Source organism: Oscillibacter valericigenes, assembly GCF_021531435.1.
GTDB lineage: Bacteria > Bacillota > Clostridia > Oscillospirales > Oscillospiraceae > Oscillibacter > Oscillibacter valericigenes_B.
Genome location: NZ_JAFBIS010000003.1, coordinates 1 through 15785, shown reverse-complemented (window position 1 = coordinate 15785; position 15785 = coordinate 1). Strand labels below are relative to the sequence as shown.

20 protein-coding genes are annotated in these 15785 nt (G+C 57.1%); 15 read left to right on the top strand and 5 right to left on the bottom strand.

Annotated elements, in window-relative coordinates:
• Positions 1-23 precede the first annotated feature (23 nt).
• From JQM68_RS02285 to JQM68_RS02235, 11 genes are all read left to right on the top strand, one after another.
• Positions 24-512 (top strand): cysteine hydrolase family protein, encoded by a 489-nt coding sequence (locus JQM68_RS02285; RefSeq protein WP_235221297.1) that lies wholly within the window; start codon positions 24-26, stop codon positions 510-512.
• Positions 513-585: 73 nt separating this feature from the next.
• Positions 586-1146, top strand: coding sequence for a GyrI-like domain-containing protein (locus JQM68_RS02280; RefSeq protein WP_235221296.1), 561 nt, complete (start codon positions 586-588; stop codon positions 1144-1146).
• A gap of 14 nt (positions 1147-1160) precedes the next feature.
• Complete coding sequence (locus JQM68_RS02275) at positions 1161-1679, top strand: GNAT family N-acetyltransferase (RefSeq protein ID WP_235221295.1); 519 nt, start codon at positions 1161-1163, stop codon at positions 1677-1679.
• A gap of 49 nt (positions 1680-1728) precedes the next feature.
• Positions 1729-2631, top strand: a complete 903-nt coding sequence (locus JQM68_RS02270; protein WP_235221294.1) for a CPBP family intramembrane glutamic endopeptidase — start codon at positions 1729-1731, stop codon at positions 2629-2631.
• 39 nt (positions 2632-2670) lie between these two features.
• A complete protein-coding gene (locus JQM68_RS02265; protein WP_235221293.1) occupies positions 2671-3021 on the top strand; it encodes a hypothetical protein in 351 nt (116 codons plus the stop codon).
• A 21-nt stretch (positions 3022-3042) separates the two neighbouring features.
• Positions 3043-3645, top strand: coding sequence for a methyltransferase family protein (locus JQM68_RS02260; protein ID WP_235221292.1), 603 nt, complete (start codon positions 3043-3045; stop codon positions 3643-3645).
• 146 nt (positions 3646-3791) lie between these two features.
• Positions 3792-4517: an ABC transporter ATP-binding protein gene (locus tag JQM68_RS02255; RefSeq protein WP_235221291.1), complete on the top strand. Its 726-nt coding sequence runs from the start codon at positions 3792-3794 to the stop codon at positions 4515-4517.
• A complete protein-coding gene (locus JQM68_RS02250; RefSeq protein WP_235221290.1) occupies positions 4514-5251 on the top strand; it encodes an ABC transporter permease in 738 nt (245 codons plus the stop codon). The genes JQM68_RS02255 and JQM68_RS02250 overlap by 4 nt, the downstream gene beginning before the upstream one ends.
• A gap of 4 nt (positions 5252-5255) precedes the next feature.
• Complete coding sequence (locus JQM68_RS02245) at positions 5256-5855, top strand: MerR family transcriptional regulator (RefSeq protein WP_235221289.1); 600 nt, start codon at positions 5256-5258, stop codon at positions 5853-5855.
• A gap of 661 nt (positions 5856-6516) precedes the next feature.
• Positions 6517-7452: a leucine-rich repeat protein gene (locus tag JQM68_RS02240; RefSeq protein ID WP_235221288.1), complete on the top strand. Its 936-nt coding sequence runs from the start codon at positions 6517-6519 to the stop codon at positions 7450-7452.
• 71 nt (positions 7453-7523) lie between these two features.
• Entirely contained in the window at positions 7524-8861 is a 1338-nt protein-coding gene (locus JQM68_RS02235) for a DUF1351 domain-containing protein (protein WP_235221287.1), read from the top strand.
• 264 nt (positions 8862-9125) lie between these two features.
• On the opposite strand, the gene rpsI is transcribed toward JQM68_RS02235, so the two are convergent.
• The 4 genes from rpsI to JQM68_RS02215 all read right to left on the bottom strand — a co-directional run bounded on the left by rpsI (position 9126) and on the right by JQM68_RS02215 (position 10730).
• On the bottom strand, positions 9126-9530 hold the full coding sequence (gene rpsI, locus JQM68_RS02230) for a 30S ribosomal protein S9 (RefSeq protein WP_235221286.1): 405 nt from the start codon (positions 9528-9530) through the stop codon (positions 9126-9128).
• A gap of 14 nt (positions 9531-9544) precedes the next feature.
• The gene (gene rplM / locus JQM68_RS02225; RefSeq protein ID WP_235221285.1) at positions 9545-9976 is read right to left on the bottom strand and encodes a 50S ribosomal protein L13; all 432 of its coding nucleotides are present in this window, start codon (positions 9974-9976) and stop codon (positions 9545-9547) included.
• Positions 9977-10215: 239 nt separating this feature from the next.
• Complete coding sequence (locus JQM68_RS02220) at positions 10216-10479, bottom strand: pro-sigmaK processing inhibitor BofA family protein (RefSeq protein WP_235221284.1); 264 nt, start codon at positions 10477-10479, stop codon at positions 10216-10218.
• Positions 10470-10730: a DUF2508 family protein gene (locus JQM68_RS02215; protein ID WP_235221283.1), complete on the bottom strand. Its 261-nt coding sequence runs from the start codon at positions 10728-10730 to the stop codon at positions 10470-10472. Before JQM68_RS02215 ends, JQM68_RS02220 begins: the two co-directional genes overlap by 10 nt.
• 77 nt (positions 10731-10807) lie before the next feature.
• On the opposite strand from JQM68_RS02215, the gene JQM68_RS02210 reads away from it, so the two are divergent.
• On the top strand, positions 10808-11266 hold the full coding sequence (locus tag JQM68_RS02210) for a nucleoside deaminase (protein ID WP_235221282.1): 459 nt from the start codon (positions 10808-10810) through the stop codon (positions 11264-11266).
• Positions 11267-11680: 414 nt separating this feature from the next.
• On the opposite strand, the gene JQM68_RS02205 is transcribed toward JQM68_RS02210, so the two are convergent.
• Positions 11681-12559 carry a hypothetical protein gene (locus tag JQM68_RS02205; protein WP_235221281.1) on the bottom strand — a complete coding sequence of 293 codons (879 nt, stop codon included), beginning with the start codon at positions 12557-12559 and terminating at the stop codon, positions 11681-11683.
• Positions 12560-12703: 144 nt separating this feature from the next.
• On the opposite strand from JQM68_RS02205, the gene spoIID reads away from it, so the two are divergent.
• The 3 genes from spoIID to JQM68_RS02190 all read left to right on the top strand — a co-directional run bounded on the left by spoIID (position 12704) and on the right by JQM68_RS02190 (position 15714).
• The gene (spoIID, locus tag JQM68_RS02200) at positions 12704-13717 is read left to right on the top strand and encodes a stage II sporulation protein D (RefSeq protein ID WP_235221280.1); all 1014 of its coding nucleotides are present in this window, start codon (positions 12704-12706) and stop codon (positions 13715-13717) included.
• An 81-nt stretch (positions 13718-13798) separates the two neighbouring features.
• Positions 13799-14917 carry a polysaccharide deacetylase family protein gene (locus tag JQM68_RS02195; RefSeq protein ID WP_235221279.1) on the top strand — a complete coding sequence of 373 codons (1119 nt, stop codon included), beginning with the start codon at positions 13799-13801 and terminating at the stop codon, positions 14915-14917.
• A gap of 86 nt (positions 14918-15003) precedes the next feature.
• Complete coding sequence (locus tag JQM68_RS02190) at positions 15004-15714, top strand: response regulator transcription factor (RefSeq protein WP_235221278.1); 711 nt, start codon at positions 15004-15006, stop codon at positions 15712-15714.
• Positions 15715-15785 lie beyond the last annotated feature (71 nt).

Genomic DNA, 15785 nt, shown 5'->3' with positions numbered 1-15785 from the left:
CAGAATTTTTGGGGAGGAGCATTATGAAAAACAAAGCTTTGGCCGTGATCGACCTTCAAAATGACATTACAAAAAACTACAAGGAGATCATTGAGACCACCAATCAGGCGATCGATTGGGCTGCTGCAAACAATATGGATGTTGTTTACATCCGGCATAACAATCTGTCTGCCGGAACGAGAACATTTAAGCCTGACACGCACGGTGCTGAGTTTGTTCCGGAACTGAAAATCGTATCAGATCACATTTTTACCAAAACAAAGAGCAATGCTTTAACCAGTGAAGAATTTGCCGCCTTTATCCAGGCACGCAGCATCACCGAGTTTTTTATTACCGGGGCAGATGCCACGGCTTGCGTAAAATCCACCTGCTACAACATGACCAAAGCCGGTTTTGCCGTTCATGTTTTGTCTGACTGTATCACCAGTTATGATAAAAAGAAACTCCCTGAGATGCTTGCATACTATGCAGGCAGGGGCTGCGCAGTCCATAAACTCAGTGAAGTCATGTAAGGGTTTCAAGACAGATTTCAGTTTGCCTGCATCAACACAAAGAGCATACAGAGCCAAACAAGGAGGCACACAAATGAACATTACATACGAACACAAACCGGCCATGACTTTCATCGGCTTTTCCACCTCCATCCGCCCGGAGGAGGGCTATCGGAAGTGCCCCGAGTTCTGGGACAGGGAGTATGCGCAGAAATACGCGCGGCTCTGGCAGACCATGCGGCCGGAAACGGCGGTTGAAGCGGCTATCCTCGAAAACGGCGTGGGCCTGTTCGCCATCTGCGATGAGAAGGAAGGCACCTTTGAATACTGGATCGCCGGACCTTACAAGGGCGGCGACGTGCCGGAGGGGTTGAAGCTCTATACCTTCCCGGAAAGCGACTGGGTGATGTTCTCCGCCAAAGGCCCCCTGCCCGGTTCCCTGCAAGCCCTGAACACCCAGGTCTGGCAGGAGTGGTATCCGAACGAGGGGCAGAAATACCGGGGCAACGGAAATGCCATGCTGGAGGTCTACTCCCCCGGTGATATGCAAAGCCCCGGCTACGAGTGCGGCATCTGGGTGCCGGTTTGTAGGCTCGAAAAGGAAAACGAAACGGCTGACATCGTCTCGGCCATGACGATCACAGGGATTCTGTAAATGGAGCGACCGTTATGAAGCTGGTCAAAGCAACGGAGCAGGATTTTCAAAGGATCACGCGATTCTATCGGGATGTGATCGCCCACACAGAGCATATGGATACCTGTGCCCGGTGGGTATACGGTAAGCATCCCACGGATGAAATGATGCAAGGCTACATCCGCAAAGGCGCCATGTACGTTTGCGAAAAAGATGGAAGGATACGCTCTGCCGCAGCTGTTACGCCCCAGGCAGAGGATTATCACGATTCGGCATGGTCGGTTCCCTTGGAGGATGACGAGGTATCCGTGGTGCATCTGCTCTGTGTTGCACCCGAATGGCAGGGGAAGGGGATCGCCCGCATGACCATGCAGCAGATCGTAGTGCTGAGCCGGGAAATGGGGAAAAAGGCGGTGCGGCTGGATGCCCTGGCCTGCAACACGCTCGCACATCGGCTTTATGAATCCCTTGGTTTTCAGAAACGGGATCAGCGGCGGTGGTATGCGGATAATGTGGGCTGGACTGATTTTTTCCTATACGAGCTGATTTTATAGGCACGTATACATACGCACAGAGAAATCATTTTCGGGGAGGTAATATGCCATGAAAAACGGGAAAAAGGACCGCCTTGCGTCCTATCTGCTCTGGGCGTTCGGCATCGCGTGGATCCTGCAGATCGCGGCAGGCATGATGTTTCGGGCCGGGGAAGGCCTGGCCTACTCGACACTGCTGGCAGTTTCCATGTTTGCGCCGCTGCTTGCGGCAGTTTTGTCCGGAGCCGGTATCAGGGGAATGGGCTGGAAGCCCCGTATCAAAGGAAACATCCGCTGGATCATGGGCGCATGGTTTGGCCCGGCTGTTTGGGGGGCCATGGGCGCCGCGCTGTATTTCCTGATGGTGCCGGATGCGCTGGACACCTCGTTTTCGTATCTTTACAACGTGTTGGGAGCGGAGGGCGTCCGGCAGATGGAAAGCAGCGGCCTGTCGGTTCAGCAATACGTCATCAGCAGCTGTGTGGCATCTCTGACCTATGCCCCCTGGTTGAACATGCTCTTTGCCATCGGAGAGGAAGCCGGTTGGCGCGGCGTATTGTATCCCGCGCTGAAAAGCCGCTGGGGAACGCTGAAGGGCCGAATTGCCGGAGGGATCATTTGGGGCGTTTGGCACTGGCCGATCATGCTGCTGGCAGGCTATGAATACGGCACCTCCTATTGGGGCGCTCCGGTGACAGGGCCGCTGCTGTTCTGCCTGATCGCGGCTTCCATGGGTATCCTGCTGGATTTCTTCTATGAAAAAACGAACTGCATCTGGATCCCCGCGTTGTGCCATGGAGCGATCAATGCTTTTGCGGGCGTCCCGACGATCTTCCTGAATCCGGCATACGGAGACCGGCTTTTGCTGGGACCTCTGATGGTCGGACTGGTGGGTGGACTGCCGATGATCCTGCTGGCGGCTTGGATCTGTATCAGAGACAGGGAAAAGCCGATAGCACCGGGAAAAAACTGACATATGGCCCGTGAGGATACGGATAAGGAGAACACAAAAATGACATACAGAGCTTTTGCGGCCGCCATGCTTGCGGCCATGGCGCTGTTTGCTCTGACAGCCTGCGGGAAAACCCCGGCCGCATCCGACAAAACGGATCCTGCCGCCCAGCAAACAGAGCGGCAGAATGATGGGAAAACCTCTGCGAACAAAGAGCCCTCAACCAGTGGAGATGAAGTTTCTGAGGGCGAATCTGTCCCAACCGGCGCGGAGGAAGAACCCTGGAAAACAGCGCTTACGGAGGACTTATTTGAAAAATACGGCGTACTTCCGGAATACTATGAGGACTTGGGCGGCGGGATCGTCCCCTTTGTCACGGTAGAGTCTGCCACAGGCGACTACCATGGGTGAAAGCAAAAGGAGCTGGAAACGATGAAGATGCCACTGGAAGAATCCATACCCTACTCCGTACTGGCGTTGTTGGTCCTGGCAGTGTTTTACGGCATTTATCTCGCCAAAATGCGGATGCAGAAACGCCGTGGCATCCAGACCATGCAGTTCGGACATAGAAAGAACGCCCACACAGTCGAGACTCTGATGGGGATCGCCACCGTAGGCGTCATCCCCGCGCAGCTGTTGTCCATCGGATTTGGATGGAGCCATCTGCCCGCGGGAGCCCGCTTTACCGGGTCCTGCGTCGGCTTGATCGGGGATTTGATCTTTCTGATTTCCGTCCTGTGCATGAAGGACAGTTGGCGGGCCGGTATCCCGGATAAAGACAGGACAGAACTCGTAACAGACGGTATTTACGCTTACAGCCGCAATCCGGCGTTTCTGGGCTTTGACTTGCAGTATCTCGGTGTGCTGCTCATGTTCTGCAATCTGCTGACAGCGGCATTCACAGCCTCCGCCGTCACCATGCTGCATTTGCAGATCCTGCAGGAAGAGCGCTATCTGACCGGCGCGTTCGGCACGGAATATCTGAACTACCGGCGCCGGGTGTTTCGCTATCTGGGCCGGCGCAAAGAAGAATGAAAAAGCTCCGTCTCTGCGCCGCCCGCAACACAAGCCCGGATGCCGGACCCTATGATTTTCCGAACAGTTAAAATACTGCTTGACTCTCCCCTTTAGGGGAGATGATAGAATCCTCCTTGCAAAGAAAAGCAAGGAGGATTTTTGCTATGAATGAACCATCTGTCAGCGTAAAAAACCTGACAAAATCGTTTTCGGGCCGCAGGGTCGTGGATGAGCTGTCCTTTGATGTGCAAAAGGGCGAGGTCTTCGCCCTGCTGGGGCATAACGGAGCAGGCAAAAGCACCACCATCGATTTGATCCTGGGGTTGAAGGCGCCGGAGGCCGGCTCCGCGAAGATCCTGGGAATGGACGCCGCCAAAAACAGAAAGCAGGTGTTTGAGCGGGTCGGCGTGCAGCTTCAGAACACCCAGTATCAGCTGGGCATCACCGTGGAGGAGGCGTGCATCGAGTATGCCTCTTTGTATGCAGCTCCGGCGGACTATCCGCGGCTGCTGGAGCAATTTGGACTTGGCACACTCAGAAAGAGCTTCGTGTCCAAGCTCTCCGGCGGGGAGCGGCAGAAGCTTTCTGTTGTTCTGGCGCTGATCGGCAACCCGGAGATCGTCTTTCTGGACGAGCTGACTACCGGATTGGATGTGGTGGCGAGGCGTGAGGTTTGGCGGACATTGAAGCAGCTGAAGGAGCAGGGGCTGACGATTTTCCTGACCACCCATTACATGGAGGAGGCGGAGGCCCTTTGCGACCGGGTGTGTATCATCAGGTCTGGGAAAAAGGCCACGGAAGGTACCATCGGCGAAGTGGTCGCCGCGTCGGGGCGGAAGGACCTGGAGGAAGCGTATTTGTTCTTTATGGGAGAGGAGGAACTGTTATGAAGAGATTTTTGAGCATGTACCGGGTGGAGCAAAAGATTTTTTTCCGCTCCCCGGATGTGATCCTGTTTAACCTGGCGATGCCGCTGGTGGTATTCGTTGTGATCACGATGATCACCGGAGATAAAAACGCCGCGGATTCGGGTCTTACCTATCTGCAGAGCGCCTATGTGTCGCTGTCCACCGTGGGGATCTGCTGCAGCGCGTTTATGAGCATCCCTATCACCATCGTCGAGTGCCGGTCTCAGGGAATCTTGCGGCGGATGTACTGCAGCCCCTGCTCTCCCGCGAGACTTCTGGCCTGCGATACCATTTGCAGCGGCGTCATGGCCGTCATTTCCACCCTGATTCTGACCGCCGCTGCGGTGGTGGTTTTTGGCTACCGGATGCGGGGAAACGTATTTGCATATCTTGCTGTGTGGCTGCTGACCATGACCTCCATGTTCTCCATTGGCCTCATGGTGGCCAGCCTGTGCCGGACCACAAAATCAATGAATGTGGCGACAAGCCTGCTCTACTTTCCCATGCTGCTGTTCTCCGGCGCCACGATTCCGGCGGAGGTGTTTCCGGCCGGGCTGAGGGCTGTTTCCGGGTGGATGCCCCTCGGCGTGGGGATCGGTCTGTTGAAATCCGTGTCCATGGGGTGCTATGATAAAATGGCAATGCCGGTCATGACCCTGATTGCGATTGCTGTGATTTGCGGCGCCGTCGCCGTCAAAACATTCAGATGGGAGTAACGCTATGGAGATGAAACAAGAACACAAGTCCTGCGAAGGAAAGATAAGCGATACCCTCTATAAGATCGGCATGTTTGCGGCCATGAACCATGTGACGGTCAAGACCCTGCGCTTCTATGAGGAACAGGGCCTGCTGATGCCGGCGCTGATCCATCCGGAGACCGGATACCGGTACTACACCCTCTCCCAGATGGCGGTGCTCCACCAGATCAACGCCCTGAAGCTGGCGGGATTCACGCTGGAGGAAATTGCCCACATCAATTCCGGCGCGGATGAAGAAGCGGTGCTGCTAAAGAAAAAATCAGAGCTGCTTGCCAGGATCGCTGACCTCACAAGGCAGATCGCCGTGGTGGACGGGTACCTGTCCAAAAAGAAAAACGGCCTGTTCGCCCCGGTACTGGTCAAGACCATCCCGGAAACCACCGTGGCCTTTATGCGGATCCGGCTGGAATCCTACGAAACCGTGCTGCGGTATATTGAGGAAAATGGGTATGAGATCGACGGGGAGATACGGGAGAGCTATATTGACGGGGTCTGGAACAAGGATGATGAAAGGGAATGGCTGTCAGAAATACAGGTGCCGGTCAGGAGGATGGCAGAATAGCGCCTCTTGACGCTCCCGATATGGAAGGCGCAGCGCTCCCATGGAAAACAATGAACCTTTCGGACACGCCGCAGTCTGTGCGGCGTGTCCGCTTGACGTTCAGCGGGTTATTCAATTTACCGCAAGTCGCCGTTAGCTTTGACGCTTACCTTTTGACAAAAGAAAACCCCGGAAAACCGAAGTTTTCCGGGGTAACTGATAACAAAATCAGCGCTTGGAGAACTGGGGAGCACGACGGGCGGCCTTCAGGCCGTACTCTTGAAAGCGGCAAACTTGAAACCGCTGCGGCACAATGAGTTGCGGGATCGGGAATAAATTTAACCTCAAATTTAACCGCAAAAGCAGCCTTATAGCATATATAATCTGCGATTTATAAGCGAAGCCGGTCAGTCGCTTTGTAGAAACAACTTGCGGCCTTTCAAACTTAAGATAAAACTAAATAAAACTAAGTTATTGCGCTTTAAGTTTTATCGTTTTTTACAAGGTGCCATTTCGCGCGATTCCTTGGCCCTTCGGGAACTATACTCCCATCTGCTTTCATTTTTTGCAAAAGGTTTGAAACTTTCCTGTTTTTTTGAACAGGTGTAAGGACAGCGGATAGAGCACCTCGATCCAAAACCTCAAGCAATTCCGGCATAGTTGCTGGTTGAATTTCTAGTGCTTGCTTAAGATCCCTGACGGAACGAGAGCAATTGCAGACCGTGCGGTCAATGCCCCGAGCCTGGAACATATTGTGATTCCAGACAGCGTTGCCTATATTGGATCAGATGCATTTAGTGGCTGTAATCATCTCAAAACAATTGAAATATCTGCGCAAACAGTTGAACATATTGGGAAAAACGCTATTAAAGCAGCATTTTTCAAACTGCTGCCCCAGAATTCCGGAGCAGCATGCGATTATGAAATGAACCAATGTTTTCTGACCAACGTGTTGATCAATGACACACAGTTGAATGGTTTGGAAGCCAGTTTTATGAGTGAAATCAGACGGGAAGCTGTGCGTAAAGACCTTGCCGGGTATTTTATTGGAAGGGCGAAGTCAACAGTAGCACTGGCTCGATTGCTGAGCCTGCAGACAAAGATTCCGCAAGACGAAATCACTTCCTATCTTGATCTGGCCGAAAGATGTGGAGCAAGTGAAGCAAAAGCGGTTATTCTAAGCGTTTGCAATGGTCAGGATTCCGTGAAAAAAACCGCTGAAAAGCAAAGGGATGACCTTGAAATGTCTGCCGCAGACTGGAAGAAACTGTTGAAGTTCTCCTATACAGACAAAGGCGTTGTGATCAGCGGCTACAAGGGAACGGATGGCACAATGGTAGTTCCTCCGTCTATCGGAAAACATCCAGTGGTCGCCATCAAGGAAAGCGCATTTGCGTTTACGGACTATGTGGAAAAGGTCGTCCTCTCAGATGGCGTGACTACAATTGGCGCACATGCTTTTAACACCAGCGAACTGAAAGAAATCACGATTCCGGCCAGTGTCACCGAGATTGGTGATGGCGCCTTTTACGCAACATTGGTCACGATCCACGCCCCCTCGGGCAGTTATGCCGAAACCTACGCAAAGGAGAACAATATCCCCTTCATGGCGGTTTAATATCACCGACGACTTCAAACCCGTGGCGGAGTTTACCCTGGAAGAACTGTGAATCATCGAGGAGCATACTTATGGAAGAATTGCAGCTACTTTCCCGGCAAAAGCCGGGAGAGGTTATCATCGACAATTTTCAGGAACTGCGGGAGGAGCTGTCCGGCGTACTGAACAGGTATGAGCACCTCGTCTATACCGACGGCATGCTGGCGGACGCCAAGGCGGACAAGAAGGAACTGACCCGCCTGCGCAGGGAACTGGATGACCGCCGCAAGGAGGTCAAACGGGCCTATCTCGCCCCCTACAACGCCTTTGAGGGGCAGGTGAAGGAACTGCTTGCCATGATCGACGCCCCGCTGGAGGAGATCAAGGGCTTCATCGCATCCATGGAGGAGCAGGAGAAGGTCACCAGGCGGCAGGAGATCGAGGCGTATTTCCACAGGGAGAGCGGCCCGCTGGGGGATTTGGCGGAGCAGGTGCTGGCCAGCCCGGCGTTTCTGGAGGATAAGTGGCTGAACAAGTCCACGTCGGCCAAAACGTGGCGGACTGCGGTGGATGAAAAGATTGCCGCTGCCGCCCGGGCTCTGGGCAGCATCCAGGCCACGGCGGGCCAGCACTCCGGGGCGCTGACGGCCAGGTATTTGGAGACGCTGGACACCCGGGAACTGGCGGCTTATCGGGAGCGTCTGAACGCCGTCAGCGAGGCAGAGACATCCGTGCCGCTTCCCACGGCCGCTGAGGACCGGCGGGTGGGCTATAAGGTGCTGAAACTCACCGGAACGCCGGAGCAGATCACCCAGGCACTGGAACTGCTGGAGCTGGCGGGGGTGAGCTGCGAGGAATTGGAGGACGGGATGCCCCAGCCCATGCCGGAGCTGACAACGCCGGATTTTGATTCCTTTGTAGCTTTTGACATTGAGACTTCCGGCACCTATGGCGCCGCAAACGGCGACGGCCCCGCCGAGATCACGGAGATCGGTGCGGTCAAGGTGGTGGACGGCAAGGTGACGGAGCGGCTTTCTGAGTTGGTGAACCCCGGCAGGAAAATCCTGCCCCGCATCGCCCGCATTACCGGCATCACGGACGATATGGTGGCGGACAAGCCGGACATCACCACAGTCATCCGGGCTTTCTCAGAATTCGTGGGGGACAGCGTCTTGGTGGGACATAACATCAAGGCATCAGATCTCTACTACATCGACCGGGCAGCCCGCCGGGCAGGTGTGCGCCTGGAAAATCCGTTTTTCGATACCTATCTCTATGCCAAACGGTGGCAGGAAATCAAAGGCTGGGATAATGTGAAGCTGGAATATCTCTCAGAATGGTTCGGGATCCAGCAGAAGAATGCCCACCGTGCCTGGTGCGATGCCGAGGCCAATGCGGAGCTATATGAAAAGCTGAAAGAACTCCGCTGACCGGTGGCATGATGTTTCTGCAAAGAGAGGGGGCGTTCCTGTTGAACAGCCCCCTTTCTTTGCAACAATTTTTAACCTCAAAATTAACCGCAAACGCTGCTTTAACCCCAATTTTAACCTCAAACTTGTGAGTTTTTACGGGACAAAACACAAGATATAGTTGCGGATTGAGAGCAAAATAATAAGCCAATAAATTCGATATATCAACTTTCACGAAAGAAAACCCCGGAAAACCGAGGTTTTCCGGGGCAACTGATAACAAAATCAGCGCTTGCTGAACTGCGGTGCGCGACGGGCGGCTTTCAGGCCGTACTTCTTGCGCTCCTTCATACGAGGATCGCGGGTCAGGAAACCGGCCTTCTTCAGGATGGGACGGTAGTCCTCGCTGGCCAGCAGCAGGGCGCGGGCGATGCCGTGACGCAGAGCGCCGGCCTGACCGGAGATGCCGCCGCCGGTGACGGTGGCAACGATGTCCATCTTGCCGGTGTTGCCGGTGGCCTCCAGGGGCTGACGGACGACCATCTTCAGGGTATCCAGACCGAAGTAATCGTCGATGTCACGGCCGTTGATGGTGATGGAGCCGGTGCCGTTGGGGAACAGATGGACGCGGGCCACGGAGGACTTCCGGCGGCCGGTGCCATACAGATAAGGCTTCTTAGACTGATACATTCTCTTACTCCTCCTTATTCGACGTCCAGAGCGACGGGCTTCTGGGCCTGCTGCTCATAGTTGGCGTCAGCGTAGATGTGCAGGCGCTTCAGAGAATCCTTGGAAACGGTGTTCCGGGGCATCATGCCGCGGATGGCGACGCGCATGGCGACGTCGGGCTTCTCCTGCATCAGGATGCGGTAGGGGGTCTCCTTCAGGCCGCCGACCCAACCGGAGTGGGTGCGGTACATCTTCTGGGTGCCCTTCTTGCCGGTCAGGACAGCTTTGCCGGCGTTGATGATGATGACGTTGTCGCCGCAGTCAGCGTGGGGGGTGTAAGTGACTTTGCCTTTGCCGCGCAGCAGGTCAGCAGCCCGGACAGCGGTCTTGCCCAGGGGCTTGCCGGCGGCGTCCAGGATGTACCACTTACGCTCAATGTTGGCCTTGTTTGCCATAAAAGTGGACATGGTGTTTCCTCCGTATCATATATTTGCATGTGCTTTACAAATCAAGTGCTCCGGGGTAAAATCGGAGCAAGAATACTTATACCACAGGAGACAAGCCCTGTCAACAGAAATTTGATTTACGCCGGGAAAAGCTCCTGTTTCCTTTCAATATCTCTGATTATCTCTCGAATACTCGAAATTGATTTTTGAAATTCCTGCAAAAAGAATGGGAGGGAGAAGCCTCCCTCCGCGCTATGTAGCTACAACACCCACTGCACCAACAGCAGCAGTACGAATCCCGGCAGTCCCAGCACGCCGATGACCAGGGCGTTCCATAGGTTCAGCCCCAGGGTGATGCCGGTGATCCCCGCCGTCAGGCGCACGACCCACAACGCCAGGAAGCCCAGCAGGGTGTTGCACAGCAGCTTCAGCGCCAACCGCAGGGGTGTGCGGAACACCCGGATCAGGGCGATGAGGAAGAAGCCGCCCAGCAGGACGGCGATGACAGTTTGACTCAGGTCCATAGAGTATCCCCCTCCAGTTGGGCGGCTGCCGTGGGCTCCGGTTCCCGGGCTTTGATGGCCCGGATGAGATAGTTGCACCGGGCCTTGACAGCGCTGATTTGATAGACGCAGGACTCCACCAGCTCCGGGTCCAGAGCTTGGTCGAACCGGCGGTAGGCCAGAGACAGCTCCTCCTGGGCCTCCTGCAATTCGGCTTTCAGGGCCAGCAGCTCGGGATCGGACTTTGTCTTTTTGGAAAAAATGGATTTCATGGATGTCCCTCCCAGTGATACAGCTTATGGGGAGTTTGGACAAATATGCCAGTTTTTATACAACGGGAGGAAGCACCATGCTGACGGAACAGGAACGGTATATGCGGGAAGCCCTGGCCCTGGCCCGGGAGGCCGCGGCGGCGGGGGAGGTGCCTGTTGGCTGCGTCATCGTCCGGGAGGGCGAGATCGTGGGCCGGGGCCGGAACCGCCGGGAGGAGAAGCAGGCCACCGCCTCACACGCGGAGATGGAGGCCATCGCCCAGGCCAACCGGCGCCTCGGCACCTGGCGGCTGGATGACTGCGAGCTGTATGTCACCCTGGAGCCCTGCCCCATGTGCGCCGGGGCCATCCTGAACGCCCGGGTCCGGCGGGTGTGGTACGGCGCCCGGGATGAGGCTATGGGGGCCTGCGGCGGCGTGACAAATCTGTTCATGGAGCAATTCCCCAACCGGCCCGCCCTGGTGGGCGGCGTTCTGGCGGAGGAGTGCCGGACAGTGCTGGCGGATTTTTTCGCGAGCCTCCGGCGGGACAGGTAAGTTGACATAAAAAATATCCGTGATTTAAGACTTTTGTAACAATTGGTGCTGGTTTGGTTAACAACTCTCCTGTATCTTAATACTTGCAAGAGACAAAACTTCTTTTCATCCAATCTTCCAAAAAATAGCCAACAAGCCAACCGAAAGGTTGGCTTGTTGGCTATTTTTTGGAAGCCTTCCCATTTCAGCCCTGTGGGCTGAAATGGGCCCGGCGCTTTGCGCCGGGTTTGATTGAAAAGAAAGGGGAACCCGCTAAGGTTCCCCTTTCAAACTATCCCTTCCTTGCGATAACTTGAGGCGTTCCGCGTCGATATATTTTTGCTGCTGTATGTCCGAAAATTCCTCAAATCATGCTGCTTTTGTTAAAATTTTCAGCACCGTTACAGCCGAATCCTGCCGAAAAACAGGTGGCGTTCATGCCTCGCCTGTGCTATGATGGGCTTCACAGTCCCCGGCGGGGCGGCACAGCCGCAGCAGCAAAAAGCCCAGCAGGGTCAGGGCGCCGCCCAGATACAGCAGGGTGGAGGAGATGCCGGCGGCGCCGTCGGTCAGGGCCGCCAGGCTCAATACCACGGCGGCCCCTGTGTACAGGGCGAACCGCCGGGTGCGTCCGGCGCCGAAGGCGAAGGAGGACAGCCGGTAGAAGCCCAGGGTCAGAAAGACCAGGGCCAGCAGCTCCACATAATAGGCTTCGAGAGCGGGGTCAACGGAATCCACCCGGTAGACCAGCACCAGCCGCACCACCAGCGCCGCCGGGGCGATGAGCAGCAGGGTCCCGTTCGCGGCGCGGCCCTCCCGGGGGCGGCAGGACAGCACGGACAGGAACAGCCCCCCGGCGGAGGCCAGGGACAGCAGGCCCATCAAAAGCAGCGCTTTCTGGGAAAAAGCGGGGCCGGGGATGTAAGTTTCCATGGCGGCGGAGAGCACGTAGGCGTCCTCCAGACTGGGGCCGCCGAGCGTGATGCCGAAGCCGCCCACCAGGTCCAGCAGCCCGGACAGGGCGATCAGCAGCACGCCCATCACCGGCAGCGTCAGCAGCCGGGTGTCGGTGGTGGCAAAATCCTGGGGGAAGGCGGGGCCGGGGTCGGCCTCTTTCGGCAGCTTCCACACCAGCACGCAGAGCGCGGCTGCCAGTACCGCCAGCAATACCACCAGCGCCAGGCCGGGGACATTGCCTGGGATGGGAAGGCCGGTGTCCGGCTCAAAGCCGGTGCGGTTCTGCAAGAGCCGCAGAAGGAAAGCCACGGCGCCGCCCAGGACGGACAGCGCGGGCAGAATGAGATGCTTTTTCAAGTCAAAGGCTCCTTTCGGAAGCGGATTCGTTGGAAATACGAGTATCAGTATAGCACGGCCCCGGGCGTTTGTCCATGCCGGGCCGCATTTTCCGCCGGGACGGCGCATAGAGTGGAGGGACAACCTGTGCAAAGGAGGAGACCCATGAAACGAGGTGTCAGGGAGAGCGTCGCCGTGTCGGCGGTGCTGTTGGCGGCGCTGTTCATCCTGCCGCTGCTGGTCATCGTGCCCTTCCGCTCGGAGTTGCTCACCCGGGAGCCGGCCATGGATGAGACGGAGGGGGAGCCCTTTGTCAGCGGGGACCTGGACAGCCGGACGGTTCTGAAGGTGAAAAACGGCGATACCGTGGAGGAGATAGACCTGGGCACCTACCTGGTGGGCGTGGTGCGGGCGGAGATGCCCGCCTCCTTTGAGGAGGAGGCCCTGAAAGCCCAGGCGGTGGCCGCCCGGACCTATACCATCTATAAAATACAGACCGGCGGCAACCACGCAGACGAGGCGGACATCTGCACGGATTCCACCTGCTGCCAGGCCTACATCAGCGAGGAACGGGCCAAGGCCAACTGGGGCGAAAATGCCAATACCTACGAGAAAAAGGTGGAAAACGCCGTGACTTCCACCGACGGCGAGACCATTCTCTACGGCGGTGTGCCCATTCTGGCGGTGTTCCACTCCTCCTCCGCCGGGCTGACCCGGGCGGCGGGACAGGTGTGGCTGAACGACCTGCCCTACCTCCAGGCGGTGGATTCCCCGGAGGAGGGGGACGCCATCCCCAACTATTACAGCCGGGCGGAATTCACGGCGGCGGAGGCCAGGGAGAAGCTGCTGGCGGCCTTCCCAGAGGCGGACCTCTCCGGCCCGGTGTCGGGCTGGCTGAAAAATGCCGTCACCGACAGCGCCGGCAGCGTGGAGACGGTGGAGGTGGGCGGCGTCACGGTGAAGGGCACCCAGGTGCGGGCGGCCCTGGGGCTCCGCTCCGCCTGCTTTGAGTGGGAGGCGCAGGGAGAGAAGCTGGTATTCTACGTCACCGGCTACGGCCACGGCGTGGGCCTGAGCCAGTACGGGGCCAACCGGATGGCCGCCGGCGGCGCGGACTACAAGGAGATCCTGACCCACTATTATACCGGCGTCACGGTGGAGCCTTACCTGCCCGGATGACAGGCGCATCAGGCTTTACAAAGACTGCGAAAATGTGATAAAATAAACTGTTCAGAGTGGGAGGAAAGGGGGCTGCGGAAAATGAAGAAACGGAGATGGGCGGCGCTGGTGCTGTGCCTGCTGCTGGTGTTTCAGACCGCGGCCCTGCCGGCGGACGCCGCGGAGAGCGTCTATTTTGTGGCGGCGGGCAACGAGGTGCTGCCCCTGTCCGACGACACCATGCCCTTCTGGTCCGGCGGCTACCTGTACATCGCGGCGTCGACTTTCAGCGGAACCAGCCGGAAGGCCCTGGGCGTTTCCTACATGGGCTCCGGCCAGACGGCAGTGCTGTATAACAACAGCGGCGACCGTTCCCTGATCTTTGACCTGGACAAAGACTATACCCAGGACAGAGAGGGCAATATCAGCTATCCCGGCGCCCTCCGGCGGGGCGGCGTGGTGTTCGTGCCGGCCTATCTGGTGGCCAGGTATTTCAATCTGCTGTATTCCGTGCTGGACGTGGAAAACGGCTATCTGGTGTGGATCCGCCAGCCCAGCTTCAATATGACGGACAAGCAGTTCGCTAATGCCGCGGAGTATCCCTGCGCCATCAGCTACGCGGAGTACATCAAGAAGAAAAAGACATCGTCGGGCACGTCCGCCGTGGAGGACCCCACAGGCACGGAGATCGACGGCAAAAGCGTGTACCTGTGCCTTGAGGCGGGTGACGGTACGGAGGCCCTGCTGGACGCGCTGGATGACTATGAGGCCCAGGCAGCCTTCTTCTGCACGCCGGAGTTTTTGGAGAGCCGGGGCGGTCTGCTGCGCCGGATGACCGCCACGGGAAACAGCATCGGTATTCTGGTGGATGCCGCGGACGAAACGCGCACAGTGGAGGAACAGCTGGCCGCCGGAAGCCGTGCGCTGGAGCGGGCCACCTGCGGCGGCACGCGGCTGGCCATGGTCCGCAATGGGAAAGACGAGGACCTTCAGGCGGCCCAGGCGGCGGGGTACCGCTGCGTGCAGCCGTCGCTGGACCGGTCGGCCTATGAGCTGAAGACGGCCTCCAACGCCAGGAGCCTGCTCCAGAGGGTGTCCGCGTTCCGGGGCAATATCAGCGTCTGGCTGGGAGACACCGCCGCCGGCGCGGGGCTGCGGGCTTTTTTGAATGCCATCGAGAATGCCGACGGCCGGTGCCTTGCGCTGACGGAGACTTCGTGACGACTATTTACAGAATATTCAACATCCCGCCCGGTCAGCGGGTATAATGGAAAGTGCAAAAACAGTGAAACTTTGGAGGGATTGCCATGGGCCGCAACATTTTGGTGGTAGAGGATGACCGCAATATTTCCGATCTGATCCACATGTATCTGGTGAAGGAGGGCTTCGACGTCCGCATCGCCGGAGACGGCGGGAAGGCCATCGAGGAATTTCAAAAAGAGGTGCCGGATCTGATTTTGCTGGACATCATGCTGCCCGTCATGGACGGCTGGGCGGTGTGCGCCAAGATCCGGGAGACCAGCAAGGTGCCCATCATCATGCTCACCGCCAAGAGCGAGGTGTTCGACCGCATCCAGGGCCTGGAGATGGGCGCGGATGACTACATCGTCAAGCCCTTTGAGATGAAGGAGCTCATCGCCCGCATCAACGCTGTCCTGCGGCGGACGGAGATCCCCAACGACACCAGCAAGCGGCTGACCTTCGACAAGCTGGTCATCGACCTGGACTCCTACGAGCTGATCGTGGACGGGAAAAAGGTGGATACGCCGCCTAAGGAGCTGGAGCTTTTGTACCATCTGGCTTCCACCCCCAACCGGGTCTACACCCGCAACCAGCTGCTGGACGAGGTGTGGGGCTTCGACTACTTCGGCGACAGCCGGACCGTGGACGTCCACATCAAGCGCCTGCGGGAAAAGGTGGAGAATGTCTCCGACCAGTGGGCGCTGAAAACGGTGTGGGGCGTCGGCTATAAATTCGAGCTGGTGGGCGCCAAGCAGACGGAGAAGGCGGAAGTTTGAAACAACGTAATAATCGGGGAAGCCCGAAAAAGGGCGCAAAAACAGAACCGCAGGCACTGCGGCAAAAGTAA